The sequence below is a fragment of the Oricola sp. genome, assembly GCF_965230365.1.
Taxonomy (GTDB): Bacteria; Pseudomonadota; Alphaproteobacteria; order Rhizobiales; family Rhizobiaceae; genus Oricola.
Map to the genome: position 1 here is coordinate 2,726,015 of NZ_OZ246003.1, position 17,154 is coordinate 2,743,168.

At 60.0% G+C, this 17,154-nt stretch carries 18 protein-coding genes; 6 read left to right on the forward strand and 12 right to left on the reverse strand.

The features are described 5' to 3' along the window. Positions 1-4: 4 nt before the first annotated feature. From ACO06R_RS13165 to ACO06R_RS13175, 3 genes are all read left to right on the forward strand, one after another. The gene (locus ACO06R_RS13165; protein ID WP_421850597.1) at positions 5-883 is read left to right on the forward strand and encodes an SDH family Clp fold serine proteinase; all 879 of its coding nucleotides are present in this window, start codon (positions 5-7) and stop codon (positions 881-883) included. Next, entirely contained in the window at positions 880-1,119 is a 240-nt protein-coding gene (locus ACO06R_RS13170; protein ID WP_421850600.1) for a hypothetical protein, read from the forward strand. The genes ACO06R_RS13165 and ACO06R_RS13170 overlap by 4 nt, the downstream gene beginning before the upstream one ends. Positions 1,120-1,265: 146 nt before the next feature. Next, complete coding sequence (locus ACO06R_RS13175; protein WP_421850603.1) at positions 1,266-1,430, forward strand: hypothetical protein; 165 nt, start codon at positions 1,266-1,268, stop codon at positions 1,428-1,430. Positions 1,431-3,116: 1,686 nt separating this feature from the next. On the opposite strand, the gene ACO06R_RS13180 is transcribed toward ACO06R_RS13175, so the two are convergent. From ACO06R_RS13180 to ACO06R_RS13230, 11 genes are all read right to left on the reverse strand, one after another. Then, on the reverse strand, positions 3,117-4,958 hold the full coding sequence (locus ACO06R_RS13180; protein ID WP_421859396.1) for a prohead protease/major capsid protein fusion protein: 1,842 nt from the start codon (positions 4,956-4,958) through the stop codon (positions 3,117-3,119). After that, positions 4,955-5,170 carry a hypothetical protein gene (locus ACO06R_RS13185; RefSeq protein ID WP_421850606.1) on the reverse strand — a complete coding sequence of 72 codons (216 nt, stop codon included), beginning with the start codon at positions 5,168-5,170 and terminating at the stop codon, positions 4,955-4,957. The genes ACO06R_RS13180 and ACO06R_RS13185 overlap by 4 nt, the downstream gene beginning before the upstream one ends. Further along, positions 5,160-5,531 carry a hypothetical protein gene (locus ACO06R_RS13190; RefSeq protein ID WP_421850608.1) on the reverse strand — a complete coding sequence of 124 codons (372 nt, stop codon included), beginning with the start codon at positions 5,529-5,531 and terminating at the stop codon, positions 5,160-5,162. Before ACO06R_RS13190 ends, ACO06R_RS13185 begins: the two co-directional genes overlap by 11 nt. A 73-nt stretch (positions 5,532-5,604) precedes the next feature. Next, a complete protein-coding gene (locus ACO06R_RS13195; RefSeq protein ID WP_421850611.1) occupies positions 5,605-7,872 on the reverse strand; it encodes a phage tail tape measure protein in 2,268 nt (755 codons plus the stop codon). 94 nt (positions 7,873-7,966) lie between these two features. Continuing rightward, positions 7,967-8,134, reverse strand: a complete 168-nt coding sequence (locus ACO06R_RS13200) for a hypothetical protein (protein ID WP_421850614.1) — start codon at positions 8,132-8,134, stop codon at positions 7,967-7,969. A 561-nt stretch (positions 8,135-8,695) separates the two neighbouring features. Next, positions 8,696-9,334: a helix-turn-helix domain-containing protein gene (locus ACO06R_RS13205; protein WP_421850616.1), complete on the reverse strand. Its 639-nt coding sequence runs from the start codon at positions 9,332-9,334 to the stop codon at positions 8,696-8,698. 18 nt (positions 9,335-9,352) lie between these two features. Further along, on the reverse strand, positions 9,353-9,556 hold the full coding sequence (locus tag ACO06R_RS13210; RefSeq protein WP_421850619.1) for a helix-turn-helix transcriptional regulator: 204 nt from the start codon (positions 9,554-9,556) through the stop codon (positions 9,353-9,355). A gap of 105 nt (positions 9,557-9,661) precedes the next feature. Continuing rightward, positions 9,662-10,891, reverse strand: a complete 1,230-nt coding sequence (locus tag ACO06R_RS13215; protein WP_421850622.1) for a tyrosine-type recombinase/integrase — start codon at positions 10,889-10,891, stop codon at positions 9,662-9,664. Between the two features lie 231 nt (positions 10,892-11,122). Next, positions 11,123-11,398, reverse strand: a complete 276-nt coding sequence (locus tag ACO06R_RS13220) for a hypothetical protein (RefSeq protein ID WP_421850626.1) — start codon at positions 11,396-11,398, stop codon at positions 11,123-11,125. After that, positions 11,398-12,063 (reverse strand): hypothetical protein, encoded by a 666-nt coding sequence (locus ACO06R_RS13225; RefSeq protein ID WP_421850629.1) that lies wholly within the window; start codon positions 12,061-12,063, stop codon positions 11,398-11,400. The genes ACO06R_RS13220 and ACO06R_RS13225 overlap by 1 nt, the downstream gene beginning before the upstream one ends. A gap of 91 nt (positions 12,064-12,154) precedes the next feature. Next, complete coding sequence (locus tag ACO06R_RS13230) at positions 12,155-12,919, reverse strand: hypothetical protein (RefSeq protein ID WP_421850632.1); 765 nt, start codon at positions 12,917-12,919, stop codon at positions 12,155-12,157. A 233-nt stretch (positions 12,920-13,152) separates the two neighbouring features. On the opposite strand from ACO06R_RS13230, the gene ACO06R_RS13235 reads away from it, so the two are divergent. From ACO06R_RS13235 to ACO06R_RS13245, 3 genes are all read left to right on the forward strand, one after another. Further along, entirely contained in the window at positions 13,153-14,232 is a 1,080-nt protein-coding gene (locus ACO06R_RS13235) for a hypothetical protein (protein ID WP_421850635.1), read from the forward strand. A gap of 169 nt (positions 14,233-14,401) precedes the next feature. Then, positions 14,402-15,937 (forward strand): hypothetical protein, encoded by a 1,536-nt coding sequence (locus ACO06R_RS13240; RefSeq protein ID WP_421850638.1) that lies wholly within the window; start codon positions 14,402-14,404, stop codon positions 15,935-15,937. Positions 15,938-16,169: 232 nt separating this feature from the next. Then, positions 16,170-16,823, forward strand: a complete 654-nt coding sequence (locus tag ACO06R_RS13245) for an OmpA family protein (protein WP_421850641.1) — start codon at positions 16,170-16,172, stop codon at positions 16,821-16,823. 44 nt (positions 16,824-16,867) lie between these two features. On the opposite strand, the gene ACO06R_RS13250 is transcribed toward ACO06R_RS13245, so the two are convergent. Then, positions 16,868-16,996 (reverse strand): hypothetical protein, encoded by a 129-nt coding sequence (locus ACO06R_RS13250; protein ID WP_421850644.1) that lies wholly within the window; start codon positions 16,994-16,996, stop codon positions 16,868-16,870. Positions 16,997-17,154: the final 158 nt, after the last annotated feature.

The following is a 17,154-nucleotide window of genomic DNA, read 5'->3' on the forward strand; positions in this document are numbered from 1 at the left end:
ATCGATGAAGTCCAATCCGCATGATTTGGACCGCACGATTGTGCATCATATCGACGAAAAGGCACGCGCACTTGAAAATGCCCTCAAGTGCGATGTGATTGCCTATTTTGGCCAGATCTCGCCGCAATATTTTCGCCTATTCAGAAACTTCATTGAAGAAGTAGCGGATGCGTCTAAGCGTCAAGACAAGGCGATAAGTGTGGTACTTCGCACGCCGGGAGGTTCCGCGGAGACCGCTGAGCGAATGGTCGGCGTACTTCGTCATCACTATGAAACCGTGAATTTCATTGTTCCCGATATTGCGATGTCGGCCGGCACCATTCTCTGTATGGCCGGGGATAGCATTTATATGGATTATTCGTCTGCGCTCGGTCCAATTGACCCTCAAGTGATGGCGCCGGACGGGAGTGGATACGTTGCGGCGCTCGGATATCTCGACAAGGTCGAAGAAATTACGGCTAAGGCCGCTTTGAGTCCGGCAGATGTGGTCTTTCTGCGCAGCTTGGACCTCGCCAAATTGGCGCTTTACGAGCAGGCAAGAGATCTATCAATTGATCTCCTCAAGAAATGGCTTGTCCAGTACAAATTTAAGGATTGGGTAAAGCATCGTACGACGAATCGCGGATCCGACGTCACTCCCGACGAAAAAGCCGGGCGGGCCGAGGAGATTGCCACTGCGTTATCCGATCATAAACGTTGGCACAGCCATGGGCGTATGCTGAATGTCGACAAACTCAAGGATCTTCGCCTTGAGATCGACGACTATTCAAAAGACGCAGCCCTCAGTGGCGCAGTCCGCGGTTACAACGACATTTTAACGGCCTACACGGATCGTATGGGCCTCCCATTCATCCTGCATAGCCATCATTCGGAGACTCTATGATGAAAAACGCCCCACTTCATGAACGAGTCAAAGCCAAGCGGAAAGATGTTGAACGCGAAATCGCAGGAAGAAAGTCCGCGCTTGAAGAAGCTTGGCGTCTATCAGATACTTATTCGGATATCGTTCCGGAAACCTATATCCTCCCTCTTGACGCACTTGCCGGGTTCACATCGTTTGAGCCGCCTCATAACCACGAGGATTGGGAATGGCCCGATCGATCTACTATCGCCGACTGACGGGAAGTGCCTGCTCATCCTCTAATCTTAGATGATGATACCGAGCACCGGCGGAACAGCATTTCACTCCTCAATTCCTTGAAGGCACTCGATCAGCGCGATACATTTTTTACGCGGGCGGAACTACCACGGGGAGAAAAACCTCGATGGTACGACACCACAAACGCCGCAAGTCCCTCACCGATTTGGAACGCGTACGGTTTGCCAGCGAAGCGGCCGAGATGCATTCGCGGCTCCTTCCCTACCTGATCGCGCTTTCGCCCCTCAGCGACGACTACAAGGCCGTGACGAGACTATCCTTGGCCATCTAGGAAGCCATAAGGGAAATCACTGGCGAAGATCCCGAGTGGTGCCGTGTCGGGCCTTGCCGAATGCCCAACACAAAGCAATGACCGCGTGACCCCGGCGCCATAACAAATTGTTGGAATTTCGATGTTCTGAGCTGCGCGCAAGCTTCTTCGGTCTAACCGAAAGGGGCAAAAGATGGATATCGTTTATCTTCTCGAATGCGCGTTTGTAATCGCGAGGAAGCAACGCCGGCATTTCTTGGTCTATTTAATCGGATTGGCGATACTGGAGGCGGGCGGCACATTGGGGCCGGGCGCCAACGACAATCGATCGGGGCAAGGCAGTTGAACACCTACATCGTGTCACTTTCAGCGATTGCGGTCACCGTGCTTGCGACAATCCGCCCCTTGAGCTTGGGCTATACTGTTGCGGGGATCGCGAATGCAATTGCTGTTGCCGTGATCTGGTCGAATCACTTCGCTTAAACTGGCAAGACCAAGGCATTGCAAGAGACACTTATACACCGGCTGTGAATCACCGGTGATAAGCTGCGCGGTGAAGGTGTTTGGATCGTTAAAATGTTAAAAATGGGGAGTGGTCCGGGATTTGATTCGACCCTCATCCCGGAACCACTGGCTCCCCGAGGACTCCGCCCCGCAATAGCGGGTCGGGGTCTGCGGTACCAATACCGCACTGCGCCAAAGCGTACAATCATACGCGGATGAAAATCCGCATGTTCCCCGATTTCCCCGATGTTTAGATTACGATCCGTCACGGAAATGGAGATGAAGAATGAATATACCGCACGACGATTTCTCAGCCGGCTTCACTGTCGGTTGCCAAGTGGTTTTGGGAACTGAGGCGCCACTGCCACTGACTATCGCACCGCCGCTTCTAACCGAGGTGGGAATGACGCCTTTCCTCGAGGGTGTGCAAGCCGGCATCGAAGCGGCCGGAGCCGACTTGGTGCACCCCGGCGCTAACGAGGTCAGATCTATACAGGGATCGCGTTGAGTTCGAAGAACTCAGCGCTTCCAGAGAGCAAAAGCTCGCCAGTTAACACGTCAATCGCGTCATAGCGGCTAGGGCAGTACTCAGACGGCCTTATGCGGACCTCTTTAATCGAATCCCACATCAGAATCCCGCACGTCTCCGGTAGGTTTTTTGAAGTCGCCTTCGGTTTCATGCTCACCTCCATGTTTCGCAGGCGAATCGTGCCACAGAATTAGAGACTTGTCGCAACCCAAATAGGGTTAAAATCCTCACCCTGTGAGGGTCAGAGGCGATCGGCGCCTTGTCGCTTTTTCCATTCAGCGCGGCGCGCCTCTTCCGCGTCCATGTCTTGAATGCGCCAATTATTTAGGAGTGGCTTTGCGGCGGCAACAGTCGCCGGTAGCCAAGCGCGCCCCCGTACAGAACGCCACTCATAGCGGCCGTCCTGATGCTTGAAGATTCGGGTGCCATCTGGCGAAAGACGGCCATCTCTTGACCAGCGCTCTAGCTCGCTCGGCGAACAGCGCAAGGCTTGCCGGACCTGGCCCGGACCTAGACCTTGTGGGAGATCGGGAAGTTCGTTCCTCATCGCACTACCTGTCGCGACCATGACCCGCCCTAGAGCAAACGACGGCCGGGCGATCGCTATCTCGGCGTCGGTTGCCACCGAGGCCCGGATCGCGGGAGCGTCATGAACACCGCCACCGCAAAGTCAATCAGGCACCAGGATTCCGATACCAGCTTCTCCAGTCGAGGAAGCCTGCACCAAATTCCAACCTGATCTTGATTTCTACGCCATCGACGTCGAAGCCGGCACGATGGAACAGTTGCGGCCCCTCCGCGCCCTCAAGATAGGCGTATTCGAGCCCATCTTGCTGCGCCGGATCAGCTACCAAGTACCATGCGGCCGGGCTCGAAAGCCGCGGCTCTACGACGAGCTCTATCTCCTCGCGTAGCGGATTGGCATCTTCCTGCTTGGTCGGATTGATCTGCATCAGCATCTGCCGCGCATCGACCTCGAGGTCGGCGCCTACAAGCAGATATTTTGGTGTGATGTCGATCAACTCGCCGGCTAGGCCGACCTGTTTTCGGAACGCCTTGTACGCCCCCTTGAGCGCGTCGACGCCCAGAGCCGCCGGCCAGCCAAGATTGTTGTGGCCCGCGTGGAACAATCCATTTCCATCGCCCATGGCCGGATTGGACTCCAGAAGTTCGACCAGGAATTTTGCCTCGTAATCGCGTGATTTCCTCGCCAGTTCGCGCGGCACCCTGTCGAAGGCGCCGAGGGAGTCGTTCACCAAAGCCTCTCGGGTGATACTGAAGATCTTGCCGGACTTGTGAATCCGATAGGATTCCTTGCCTTCGACAAAAGTTCCTCGCGTGTACTCGCCGTGCTCGTTCACCGGTTCGAGCTCAGGACCGCCGGAGAGCTGGATGGCGTGCTTGTCCTTGAAGTCAGCGGCTGAGGATCTCCTGCCAAGCATTTTCATGGCAGCGGGCTTCGCCGCATAGCTCGCCTGCAGGGTCTTATTGACCGTGGCACTCAAAACCTCCGGAAAGTCGGACGTGGTGTGCAGTCCCCGCGTTACGAGCTCGTTTTTCGACAGCCCTCTAGTCCGTTCGCCGCGAGCTTCAAGCGCGATCCTGGCCAGTTCAGGGATCGTCAGACCGGCATAGTCCCGCGCGCGCTCTGTGATCTCGTGAGCGGGATTGCAGCGATGGTAGAGCGCTTCTGTCATCGCCTCAACGCGTGTGGTTCGCTCATTGTGAAGCTCGGGTATTTCCATATGAGTATGGATCGCCGTTCGATCATCCTCTGCCGCTCGGTGCTCAAGGATGGCGCCGCGGACTTCGGATTCGGTCATACCGCGTGTCGTCTCGAGCAGCTCTTTCCGATCCTCATCATCGTGAACGAAGCGGCTAATGAGCTGCTGTCGTTCGGCCTTTTTCGCGATTTTCTTCCGCCGCCGCACCAGTGGCGACGCCGGACGCGGTGGCGCTTCAATCAGATCTTCCTCATCCATTTCTGACAACTCCATCTCGTTGCGGGATTGGGCCAGTGGATCGGCCGGCACTGGCACGGCCGATATCTCGAAAGGTTCCCAGTCGGTCAGAAGGCGGGTGGGTAGTTTGCCTTCTTCAGCCGGGTCTTTTTCCTCGTAGGCGTGGATCTTGTATCCAACAGAAACTGGGAAACCCATTCCGTCTTCGAGATCCTTCAGGAGCCGCTCGCCGAGGCCGCTGCGGCTGATCTGGACCGTGCAAAAGGCTTGTTTGCCCTCGAAGCGCACGCTGTTGGCGACCACGACGCCGATGCGATGCTCCATCGACCAATTGTCGTGCGTATCGAGCAAACTCATCACCCCGGCGTTCATCCTGTCGAGCCGGATGTGTTCCGGCTTCATCGAGAGCTCCTCGATATACGGGCCCGTCTCCCAAGAACGGCGCTTCACCTTCGCGCCAGCGGCCCAACAAACCTCGACAGTCCGCGCCTCGGTGTCGAAGGACTCGATCCTAACTTCGCAAGAGCGAATATGTCGTGTGATTGGCTTTGTCAGTGAATTTGCCCCCCCGCCTTTGCAAGCGCGGCTTCCACGACCGGCGTCACGGTCGCATCGGCTTGCATCGCCGCGTGCAACAGCTTCTCGGCCATGGTTCGCATCTCAAGTGGCGTGAATTCGAACGTGACTGCTGCCCCCGGTGGGTCAATCGTGACTATGACACGGCCGAAATCATCTATTGTGAGCCCAAATTCTATGTCAGGTGGCATTTACGCCTCCAGTTGCGGCGGCGATCTCGGCCATGAACTCCGCGGCAAGCTTGTGAAGCGGCAGAATTACCGCCCCGGGTTGCGCGTCGAACACCTCGGTCGCCTCTTTTTTGTTGAAGCAGGTCGTCGAGTGATAAAGGCCAGAATCGGCCTTGATGAAGAAGGCATAGACGACCTCCTTTCGTCCCGACAGGATTTCACTGAAAGCGTCTGCGACCGACGATGCGCAAGCTAGGGAGGCCGGCTGAGAGAGACCGCACCGCATTAGTCTCTCGGTTGTCAGGATCATCAACGCATCTTTCAATGTGAGGTTTGTCGGCCGTCCCATCTTCGGCCTGGCATCCAGCGGAAGTCCCGCCATGTACCGAGAAAGCGTGGGCGCAGTAAGCCCACGCATGCGTCGGATCGTCCGAGTGTCCAGTGCCGACACCACGTTAGAAACCTCCCACCGTCTTGCGTCCATCGATGCTGAGTTCACGGCTTCGACTGAGCTTGTCGTCAAGGATTCTGCCGATCTCCTCCGCGATCGCATGCGGATCCGAACCATTAATATGGAAATGGTTCTCCTGCACCGTCGGGCCGGACTGTCCAGCCTTCCCAACGAACGCGTTGGTGCCGAGCGTAACGGTCTCGATGCCGCGCTCATTGACGCGATATGTAAGCCCTCTGCGGACCGGTCCACCAGAGGCGCGCTTGCCGTTGATCTTGCTCTCGGCGCCCCCCAGGACGTTCAACGGCCCGCTGGTGTTCGCCATCCCCGTACCCGAGCTGCCGTAATAGTTCCGGTTCAAGGCTGCGCCGTCGACACTGGGAAGCTTGATGTCGCCAATCGATCGGATCTTCGCGATCAGGTTCTCGATCGCCGAGATCACCTGCTCGATACCATCAGCGACGCCAGCCGCTACAATGCCCATGGCATCGCCCCAGTTCGCCCATGTCTCGGTCGCGATCTTGAGTGAATCCGAGCTTTTGAAAAAGTCAGTCACCGCAGTCTTGATTGACCGCCAGCGCTCAATGGTTTGGGGGGTGAGACTGTCTACGAAGGACTGGCGAAACGACTTGCCGAATTCCTTGATGCCTTCCCAATTGTTCTTGACGAACACGGCCGCAAGAGCGCCGAGCACCACAGCAGCGGCACCAACCGGCGATAAGATCAGGCCGGCCGCCGTTGCGAGCGTAGACAGCGCACTGGCCACGCCACTCGCGATCCAGCCGAGTGGTGCGAGTAAAGCGGTCGCCGCGATCGCCTTCGCCCCTATGCTGAGAAGCGCGGGGCTGGCATCTGATAGCTTGTCAATAGCGGTAGTGAGAGCACTGAGGGCTTGAGTTGCGTCTGCGAGTAAACCCGAGCTGGCAAGCGTCATCGTCAGGTTGTCAACAACGGCAACAAATTCCATCCAGTCGCCGACGATGCCCTTCGTCCGGTAGCCGGACATCGTGTCGGCCGCGCCGACATAGCTGTCACGTAGCTTGGCGAGAGTAGCGTCGAGATCCTGCGCGAGCAGGGCCATGACCTTCGGCGCCTGCCTCTTCCCGAAGATGGTGGGCAGAAGCGCTTCCGCGTCGGGATTGTTGCGTAGCGCCCGAAGCAATCCTTTGAAATCGATCTGGGTGCCGAGGACGGCGAGCGTGTCGCTGAGCGATGACGCCAGCGCCTCCTGATCGATAATCTGATCCGCGCCTAGCTCATCTGACAGCATCTGCGAGATTGCCGCGACCAGCTTGGCCGGGGCCTTCTTGATCGCCGGGTCCTGCAGGATGGCGTCGATCCGCCCCTCGAGGCCGGCGGCGTCAATCCCATCGATGGCAAGCTGCTGGACCACGTCCTCGCCGCTGATCTTCCGCGCCCCTTGGACATAGTCGCCCACCGAGATCCCGAGGCGGTCGAATGCTTTCATGGCTTCTTTGGTCGGCTTCAGCATCGATGAAAGCGCGAACCTGAGACCGGTGCCGGCGTTCGAGGCCTTGATGCCGTTGTTGGCTAGGATCATCGACGTGGCAGCCAGTTCCTCGAGCGACATACCGGTAGCCGCCGCGAGTGGGGCGACGTATTTGAACACCGTCCCCATCTGCTGGATGTCGGTGTTGGAGTTTGTCGCCGCGTACGCCAGCGTATCGCCGACACGCTTCATCGTGTCGGCCGTCTCTTGGGCCGTCTCGATCGGGAGGCGCATGGCCTGCGCGACGTTCGTCATGATGTCGGCCGTCTCTTGGAGGCCTAGATCGCCGGCGAGAGAAACGTTCAGAGTGGACCGAAGCGAGCCCATGACCTGCTCGAAAGTCATCCCGGCCCGGCTCAACTCATAGGCGGCAGACAGGATATCCTTGTTGGTGAACGGGAAGGCCTGGTTGAGCTGCTGCGCGTAATCCTCGAGCGCGCCTCGCTGGGCGTCGGTCCAGAGACCGACGGCCTGTGCGGCATTGCCCATCTTCTCGTATTCGTAGACATTCTGCGCGGCGCGGGCGGCGCCGTAGACACCAAGGCCGGAGGCAACGGTACCACTGCCGCCGCCGGTCGCAGTGCGAAGGCGACGGGCGCCTACCCTGGCGCTAGCGCCGGCCGACCGCAGTGCCGCGCTGCCGGTAACCTTGTTGATCGCCCTGTTGACGGCACCGATCGAACTGACCACCGCCTTTGCAGGACCGGTAACCTGGTCGACCAGGCGCAGGACTAGACGCGCTTCTCGAGATGCTGCTGCCACGACTCAAAACACAAAATGGCGAATCAGTTTCGTCAATTGCAACACAGCTATTTCTTGTAGTCAAATCAATGTCTTAAACGCTAAACAATGGCTTTTAAGGGTCGCCAAAAACCGCATTACGGCGCATGGAGACCTGCGACAACATCACTTGTGGCGAAAAAACCGGAATCTTGCGGCTGATTCGCTCACATTCTTCACCCAATTCGCGCTCTCGGAACGAGAGAGCCGCCGTGATTTCGTGTTTCCGGACGTCGATGAGCATGCGGTTCCGCCGGCCTCGAGTTCGGTTTCGCCTGTTTCGTCACGTTTGCTCCTGCCCGGAAATGGGAAATCGGGTTTTCCGAGGCCAAAACACGCGAAAATCCTGCGCTGCGCCGCACCCGCGGTGGCGCCGGGCGGCGGGAAGAACCTTGACCGGGGCGGGGTGGCCACTTCGGGCGGGCGGTGCGCCGGGGCGGGTGCGCGGCGGGTGGCGGGCCGGACGCGAGAGGCCGCGCGCGCCGGGTGGCGGTGCGCGAGCTGCGAGGCGGCGGCGGACTGGCGGGCGACGGGTGCGCTCCGGGTGGCGCGCGGGGCGCGGGTGCGGCGGCAGGCCGAGCGCCCTGTCTTAACTCGTCGGTGTTTAGTCACTGCAAAGCTGCGACCGCGTGTAACCAACACCCGCGATTTGTGATCGACTCGCGCATTTTCTGCCCGCAAGTTTCGACGGACATTCCGGCGCTTTCCTCAGCGGATCTTGGGAGGATGTTTTGCAAATCCTGCCGGCTTTTTCTGCAAAACCCGGGGCGCTAGTTGGCCGCTCTCGGAGAGCGACCGGGCGGCTTCAGAACGGGATGTCGTCATCGTGCCGGCCGGATGCTATCGCATACGGGTTCGGAGAGTCCTCAATGTCAAAGATGGACTCGGAGTCTTCCCCAGAGGCAGGCTCTATATGAGCCCGCCTCTGGGATTCAGTCCTGGGTTCTCTATGAGGGTTAGGCGTACAATTCTGATCGGTCACGCCGTACAAATGTGAACGGTCACGCCGATCACTATTGATCGGTGATGTCGCATCCTGACCGTTCATTTCTGATCGGTCTGCGTCTGCCTTTGACCGTTCATTTTTGATCGGTCTATGGTCTCTCTTGGCAGCCAATTCCGGTGCATCGGGAAATGCGATCTTGTAGCGATTGGCGCGGCCCGACCCACCTCGCTTCTTGGTCAGGTAACCGGCCTCAACCAGCGGAGGTAACGCTCGGCGGATCGTGATTTCGGTGACGCCGATGTCGGCCGCCAACTTCGACTGGGACGGAAATGCTTGCCCTGATGTCGAGTTCAAGTATCGAAGCGCCAACACGGCCGCAACCCGAACAGACGCGTGGTTCAGGTTCGCATCGGTGGCCACCGTCTCAAGCCAGAGCAGTTTGCGCGACGTGAATGGCGCGGACCCGGCCGACGGTCGCTTTGACCTTCGTTCAGACACAGATATCGCCTCGAGCAGCTAGACCGCTTCTTCGGCCATGTCTCGGGCATCAATTCGCGCGGCAATCCAGGCGTCGACCTCGCTCTCGACAAAGGATTTTCGCTTGCCGGAAACGGCAACAGGCCTCGGGAACTCACCGTTTTTCACAAGGCGCCAGAGCACGGTGCGGCTGATGTTCAGCTTTCGGCAGGTATCCTGGATGGATATGAGTGTGTAGGACATGACAACCTCGTCGCTCGTTACGTTTCAACTAGGTGCCCATCCTGGGCAGTTGTCATAAGCGACGGGTGTGACCATTTCGGTCGGCTAAGGTATTTCAGGTTTGTTTCAGGCTGTCAAACGTCGTTTCAACTGAGAAATCTGGGCTGTGGTCTCCGCTCTGCCGGAGACGACCCCATCAACATGACTTGCCCAAGCGTCAAGCGCTCGTCTCTTTTCGGCATCGTATCTGGCGCGGTTGTAGACCCCGGCGACGCCGGCCCGGAAGCCGGAGATGTGATTGAGTGCCGCCTCGACGATGTGCGGCTGAATGCGGAGCTCTGCCATTCCGGTGGCGGCGGTGCGTCGCAGATCGTGCGGCATCCAACGTTCTTCAAATAGTTGAAGGTTCTTGCGAACTGCCGCGGCAACAGCGTTGCTTTCGATCGGATCGCCGGTGCGACTGAAGAGAGGGGTCTCACTTGGCGCGTCGTCCTCCGGAAACCATGCCGCGATGATGTCAGCAGCCGGGCCGGACAACGGCACTGTGTGCTGTAGGCCATTCTTCGTTCGATGCGCTGGAATAGTCCAGATGGCACGCTCGATATCGATTTCAGAGTTGGTCATTCCGCAGACCTCGCCAGACCGCTGTCCGGTAAGAGCGAGCAGTTGCACGATCGCCCGCATGGCGTCACTGAAAGGCGCTCCAGGCAGCGCTAGCAAGACGGCCTTCAACTCGGCATCGGAGAGCACTCGATCGCGCCGAACCGGCTTGCCTGGTGCTTTCACACCCTGCACTGGTGACGACTCGAGATAATCGTTCTCGACCGCCCAATTGAACATCCTCCTGACCACGGCGAGCACGACACCGGCTTGCCGCTCGCGTCCTGTCTCCGCCTTTGCCTCGACAACATCGATCACGTCACGGCGGCGAAGAGCAACCGCCCTATGGCCACCGATTAGCGGATAGACGTCCTTCTCGAGAATTCTCTGATCCTCTTCCCAGGTCCGCTTCCGCCGTTTGGCGTACTTCTCGAGATAGAGCTGACCGAGTTCGCGAACCTTCATCGCCTCGCGGCGGGCCCGCTTCTCGCCTGCCGGATCCTCGCCTTCGGAGACCGAAGACATCACCTTCAGGGCCTTGGCTCTCGCTTTCTCCAGTTTGATAGCCGGAAACTGCCCGATCGTCAGTCTTCGCTTGGCGCCATCACTCTCGCGGACATAGACGGCCGTCCAGGATTTCACGCCGGACGGTGACACCCGAAGCACCAATCCGCGCACGATGTCATCCCAAAAGTCGGTTCGGACATCGACTTTGACTGTTTCGACAAAGCGGGTGGTGAGGTTCTTTCTCGGCACTGTCGACCTACTGATAAATTCGGCGGGTTTTGCACCAGGGTTCCAGTTGGGTTCCGTTGCAACGAAACTCGTTGAAACAGATATCAACAGCGAGAAACAGAAAAAGTCAAATTTTTTAGATGCTTGAATGTTTCAGCGCGTTTCAAGCTGTTCATGTTCGTTACGCAGAAGTCGCCTTTTAATCAGTAGGTCCAGGGTTCGAACCCCTGCGCGCTCACCAAACACTCACCCCTATGCCGTCTGTTTGCGACAGGAAATCACCGTATCGCCGGCTTCAAGCCCGACGATTTGCGACCCGTCGGTGATTTTGTAGGCGATTGCATAGAAGCCGGCTTCTCGATCTGTCGACCCTATCGACGTGTCGCTCTGCTTAACAACTTGAGCATGGCCGATCTGGGAACCAGTTCCGCCAAGCCCATTCGACTCTCCACCAATCCCAGCGTTGTAACCTCGATTGTAGGCATCCATTGCAACAATCGCTAAGAATAAATCGCTCGACATGTTCATTAGTTACGCTCCGTATCGAAGGCACCTGACGCTAAAGAGTTCGCTAAACGATTTTCTGCTTCAATTGTTTCGTAACGGCGGCCATCGAGCTTCTTGTCGTAGTACTCATCTAGCCACCCCAGCACCGTCTCCACCTCGCCCCTGGTCACCGGCGCGTCGGTGATCTCCAACGTGATCGATTTCAGCCGGTAGCCGGGCCCGAATGAGGTGGCGAGATTGTCCGGGTCGACACGGCGCACCGTCTGCGGGCTGCCGACATGTCCAAATGTCACCAGGCGAGGATAGTTTTCGCGCGGCAGCACCCGCGCGCCATGCATTTTTTCAAGCGCCACGTAGCCGGCCATGTGGCCTTCGGCCATCGTGTTGAGCTCGAACGCATAGAGCGCCCTTTTGGCTTCATCTGCAAGCAGCGCAAAGAGGTATGAACCCGGCCTCAGTTCGACAAACGCGGCTTCCCCGGCAACACGTCGGACCAACGTGACTTGGTGCGCGAGGATTTCCGGATCGTTGCGAACATTGATGCGCATGACGCTTTCGCCGGTGACGATCCCGTCCGGCGTCTCGACCTCCACGGTCAGCTTTTGGTGCCATTCAACACGCTCGCCACACCCCGCCAACATCGCGCCCGTCAGGCCCACGGCGGCCAGTGTCACACCGAAGCGCATTGGCCATGCCCTTCATGTTCGGCCTGCCGGGCGGCGCCGCGATTGCAGGCGTCGATAGCGAGTATGGCCAAAAACAGATCCTTGGAATTCGTCATCGTCGGCTCCTGACGAATTCATCCACACTCAAGGTCCCATATCCGCGCCGACTGTCGTTCGGATAACGCAGCGTCTCAGATCGTCCGCCGTTAACATTCGGATCAATCCTGTTTCCATCCAGCCACGGGAACAGCTTTGCCAGTTCTCCGTTTGTCACCGGCGCGTCGGTGATCTCCAGCGTGATCGATTTCAGCCGGTAGCCGTGGCCGAATGAGGCGGCGAGATTGTCCGGATCGACCCGGCGGACGCTCGTCGGATCGTCGATATCGCCGAAGGTGACGAGGCGCGGATAGGCCGCCGGCTCGACCGGGCGCGACGCACCCTTCGACTGCTTCGAGACGTCACGTATCAGGGGCAACAATCCGTCGGTATCGGACGGCCACCGCCTGTCGGAAAACACCCGCAGCGCCAGCCTTTCGGCCCCGCTGAGCAGCGCAAAGAGATATTGGTCGTCGCCAAGATTGACCACCACGGCCTCACCCGTTACGTCCGAATGGACATGCGGCGCGTCAGCAAGCAGATCCAGTTCGTCGCGCCAATGGACTTCCGTCACGGCGCTGCCAACGGCCACGCCATTTGGGGTTTCGACTTCCACCGTCAGCTTCTGGTGCCACTCCCACCCCGGGTAACCGAGCATTCTGCACCACGCCAGCACCACGCCCGCCAGCGCCAGCGCCATCAGCGTTGCGGCGAGGTTGCGCCGGCGGGCAGTCGATCCGGCGCGGGCCTTGCACTGCGTTGACACTGCGTCAGGTGGCATGGATGGCTCTTTTTACTTGCTGTAATACGGACATATACAACCGGCACTTGTTTATTGCGCGTTAAAACGACCGCTCACACAGTATCTATCGGCCGAATTCGTCTCCGAAACATCCGGCGCGGTGGACAGATCGCGCGGTCCCGGCCCATGCGCTCCCCGGAACTCCGGCCCGGCCGGGCGAAACGACTGGAAAACCTATCCACCGCACCTCACCCTCCGCCATGCTGGACCGCATGGATTACGGCTCGGATGAATGGTGGGAGGTGGCAATCGCGCGGCACCGCGCGGCGCTGCTGCGCATCGTCGCCGGCCTGTTCTTCATGGCCGGGCTCGACGCCGGCGGCGCCGACGTGTTGCCGCGTCCCGTCTGGCAACGGATCCTGCGGGTGCTCTATCCGGCCGAAAGCGCCACCCGTCGTCTGCTGGCGGTCGCGGCGCGCAACATCGCCGTCAAGCTGCACATCCGGCGGGCCAAACGCCGGCCGTTTGCCGGCATCGCGGCGGCAAAGGCCGATGCGCCCGCCGCTGCCGACACCGACGCCGATCTCGACCTGACCACGGTACCGGAGGACGCCGCGCTCGACGTGCCGGCGTCGGTCGTGGCCTGCCTGATGGTGAAGGACCAGAGCCCCCGGCCGATGACCAACATCGTCTACCGGGGCAAACAAGTGCCGGTCGGCCGGACGCCCTGGCTGCCGAAGCCGCCGAAGCCGGCAAGACAAACAGCGCCGTCGCGCAATCCGGCCTTCGCGCTGTTCGACCCGCCGATCGATTATGCGGCGATCTTCGCCGCCCCGCGCCCGAAACACACCGCCATGCCGCGCATCGGGTTGCTGACCGAATGGATACAGCCGGTCGCACCGCGTGAACCTGAAGCCTTGCCCGTCGATGCGCTTGGCCGGCCGCTGGTCAATGCCGCCCATGTCTGCCGGCGCGTCCGCGCGCTGAAAGCCGCGCTCGACGATCTGCCCGGCCACGCCATCCGCTTCGCAAGAAGAAGGGCGCGGCTTGATTCCAGCCTGACCTCAAGCCAGAGCCAGGTCGGGTTCGCGTCAGCGAGCGAAGCGAAGCTTAAGGACGCGAACCAACCAGGACACACCGCACCGGTCACGAAGATCCAGATACCCTTGCGCACCGGCCATCCGCCCGGCCGGCGGCGACGACCGGAACTGCAGATCGACGACATCCTGAGAGATTGCGACGCGCTCGCGCGTTATGCGCGGGCGCGTCGGGCCCCCGGCAACGGTGAGGAGCTTTCCGCTGCGCGGACGAAAAGCCAACGATTTGGCTTTTCGCGCGACGAACGCCCGTAGCCATAGCGAAGGGCCGAACGAGGCGCTTGAGGCCGGGGCAGAAAACCGCTCGCAAGGCAGGCGCGGTACCGGCACGAGTGCACCCGACGTCATCGCGAACCTATACCCCTAAATTTTAAGAAAATGACGCTAGGGGATGACGATCGAGGCGAATTCTCCTGTTCGGGCCATGGAACTGAAAACCGATACGCAAACCGGCCTGTCCATTGCGGTCGTTGGCATCTTTTACGTGGCCGCGCTGCAAGTGCCGCTTTCGCTTGGCATCACGCCCGATGTCAGCTGGCTGCTGACCGTCGCCGAACGCATGCTTTCAGGCGAAACGCTCTATCGCGACATTCTGGAGTATAATCCGCCCTTTTCCGTCTGGATCTACACCGGTCCTGCTGCGCTGTCGTTTTTCACCGGCCTGTCCAGCGAAACCCTGCTGCTGTTCCAGTTCTCGGCCCTGTTTTTCCTGTCCTTTGCGGCCTGTCTGGTGATCGGCGCACACGCCGGATTGCTTCCCAAGGGTGCCGCCGCGCCGCTACTCGCATTGTGGGTGGCCGTTTTCGTGTTGTTGCCGAACTACACGTTCCTGCAGCGCGAACACTTCGCCATCGTCGCCTTCACGCCGTGGCTGGTGTTGCAGGCGGCGCGTTGGCACATCGGCCCGGCCTTTCGCCTGTCGGTCTGGATGGTCGTTCTTGGCGGCCTGTCCTGCGCCGTCATGGTGATGACCAAACCGTACTATCTGCCGACCGTATTGCTGCCGGTGGCCGGTCTGATGCTGAAGACCCGCTCGCTGCGGCCGCCTTTCCATCCGGAAAACCTCCTCGGCGCTGCGGTTGCCGCCGCCTATGGCCTGGCAGTGTTGACGCTCTACCCGGACTATCTCGAATTCCTCTATCCAATCCTCGATGTCGTCTACCTTCCGGTCCGCACGCCGGATGCGACCATGTTTTTCCTGATATGCGGCGGCGTCCTGCTGCTGGCCGTCGCGCTGGCCGCCCGCCCGCGCGACTGGTCGCCCCTGGCGATCACCGCAGCGCTCGCCGCAAGCGGCCACCTCGCCGGCATCGTCGCGATGGGCAAGGCGTTCACCTATCATGCCCTGCCTGCGCTTTGCCTTCTGGTGCTGGCCTTCGCGGCCCAGCTTGCAGCGCGCTGCTTTCCGGAACCCCGGCCCTCTGCGACCGGCACTCTTGCGCTGACGCGGATCAGCGTCTCCATCGTGCTGGTGGGCACGGTCATCTGGCTGGTGTCGGATGTCTACCGGCGCGGCGAATTCGTCGACCCGGTGCTCGCCAACCACCTGAAGGCAAACCACGCGGGCCAGACCTTTGTCAGCGTTTCGCCAAGCTTTGCCGACAGCCATCCGCTCGTACGGATCGCCGGCGGGCGATATGTCGGGCCGCATGGCGCCATGCTGGCGACCGATTACGGCATGCAGGTATTGTGGCAGAACCCGGACATGGATACGCGCGCCGTACGCCGCGAAATCGAGCGCGAGCGCGCGATCTACGCCGCCGCGATCCTTTCGCGGCAACCGGGCATTATCCTCGTGTCAGACCGGGCGGACAGGCCCGGCGATTCGGCCTGGGAAACGATCGCGCAGGCGCAATCCGGCGGCCGGACGATCGGGCAACTCTATGTGGTCGATGCAAGATTCGACGGCATGACAGTCCTGCGGCGACGCAAGGGCGTGTCCGGGTCGTTTGCGCAGTGAGCGCCGTTGCAAAACGCTGACGTTCCTGGCCCGCTTCGCGTTCCGCTCCCGGTCACTGCACAAATCTCCGGCGTTCAAGCAAACCAATCTGACCAAGACACGCTCCAAAAAGCTGCGGACGGGCTTTCACTTCGGCCCAATTTGGCCTTTATTTCTGCTAGGAGTGACGAGTTTCAATCGGGCGTTGCACGAAGCGGCTGCTCGCCATGTGAAGTCTAGAGGTACCAACCCAATGAAAAAGACAGCTATTCTGGCGATGGCCGGCGCGCTCGCGTTCACATCGGCTTGCACCAGCATCGATCCGTTTACCGGTCAGCAGAAGGTTTCCAACACGGCGGCAGGCGCCGGCATCGGCGCCGGCGTAGGGGCGCTTGCCGGACTTGCGGCCGGCGGCGACGACCGCCGCAATGCCCTGATCGGCGCAGGTATCGGCGCTTTGGCTGGCGGGGCCATCGGCAATTTCATGGACCGCCAGGAAGCCGAATTGCGCGCCCAGCTCGCCGCGAGCGGCGTCAGCGTGACGCGCGCCGGCAACAACATCATCCTGAACATGCCGAGCAACATCACCTTCGCCGTCGATCAGGACCAGGTGATCCCGGCGTTCTATCCGACGCTCGATTCGGTAGCCGTGGTGCTGCGCAAATACAACCAGACGCTGATCGACGTTTACGGTCATACCGACTCGACCGGGTCCGACGACTACAACCAGTCGCTTTCGCAGCGCCGCGCCAATTCCGTCGCCAACTATCTGGCGGTGCGCGGCGTCAACCAGCAGCGCGTGCTGGCAACCGGTTTCGGCGAAAGCCGGCCGATCGCCGACAACTCCAGCGAAACCGGTCGCGCCCAAAACCGGCGCGTCGAGATCCAGATCGTTCCGCTGAGCTGATCGGCCTGTTCTAAAACAGTGCGGGCGGCCGCGTGCCGCCCGGCTTACGTCCGGTCTTCAGATGCCCGCTCGGCGTCACGTGCCCGCATCTCCTCGATGTCGTCGGCGATAAGCGCGAGATGCTGTTCGATCAGCGACAGGTTGGCGATCAGGCCGCAAATCAGCGCCGCCACGACCAGACCGCCGACAAGTCCAAGCCCTGCGCCGAATGTCAGGTTCTCGCCAGTGGCTCCGGCGATCCGGTAACCGGCCTAGGCGCCGCCGCCGACAATGACCGCCGCCAGCGACGGATTGACCGCTTCCAGCAGTTCGGCGAGGGGCCTCGAAAACC

What these genes read in the sequence shown, in the direction of transcription:
- ACO06R_RS13165 (WP_421850597.1), top strand. Translation starts at nt 5, where the DNA reads ATGAAGTCCAATCCGCATGATTTGGACCGCACGATTGTGCATCATATC.
- ACO06R_RS13170 (WP_421850600.1), top strand. Translation starts at nt 880, where the DNA reads ATGATGAAAAACGCCCCACTTCATGAACGAGTCAAAGCCAAGCGGAAA.
- ACO06R_RS13175 (WP_421850603.1), top strand. Translation starts at nt 1,266, where the DNA reads ATGGTACGACACCACAAACGCCGCAAGTCCCTCACCGATTTGGAACGC.
- ACO06R_RS13185 (WP_421850606.1), bottom strand. Translation starts at nt 5,170, where the DNA reads ATGCCACCTGACATAGAATTTGGGCTCACAATAGATGATTTCGGCCGT.
- ACO06R_RS13190 (WP_421850608.1), bottom strand. Translation starts at nt 5,531, where the DNA reads ATGGCGGGACTTCCGCTGGATGCCAGGCCGAAGATGGGACGGCCGACA.
- ACO06R_RS13200 (WP_421850614.1), bottom strand. Translation starts at nt 8,134, where the DNA reads ATGCTCATCGACGTCCGGAAACACGAAATCACGGCGGCTCTCTCGTTC.
- ACO06R_RS13210 (WP_421850619.1), bottom strand. Translation starts at nt 9,556, where the DNA reads ATGTCCTACACACTCATATCCATCCAGGATACCTGCCGAAAGCTGAAC.
- ACO06R_RS13220 (WP_421850626.1), bottom strand. Translation starts at nt 11,398, where the DNA reads ATGAACATGTCGAGCGATTTATTCTTAGCGATTGTTGCAATGGATGCC.
- ACO06R_RS13225 (WP_421850629.1), bottom strand. Translation starts at nt 12,063, where the DNA reads ATGCGCTTCGGTGTGACACTGGCCGCCGTGGGCCTGACGGGCGCGATG.
- ACO06R_RS13230 (WP_421850632.1), bottom strand. Translation starts at nt 12,919, where the DNA reads ATGCCACCTGACGCAGTGTCAACGCAGTGCAAGGCCCGCGCCGGATCG.
- ACO06R_RS13235 (WP_421850635.1), top strand. Translation starts at nt 13,153, where the DNA reads ATGGATTACGGCTCGGATGAATGGTGGGAGGTGGCAATCGCGCGGCAC.
- ACO06R_RS13240 (WP_421850638.1), top strand. Translation starts at nt 14,402, where the DNA reads ATGGAACTGAAAACCGATACGCAAACCGGCCTGTCCATTGCGGTCGTT.
- ACO06R_RS13245 (WP_421850641.1), top strand. Translation starts at nt 16,170, where the DNA reads ATGAAAAAGACAGCTATTCTGGCGATGGCCGGCGCGCTCGCGTTCACA.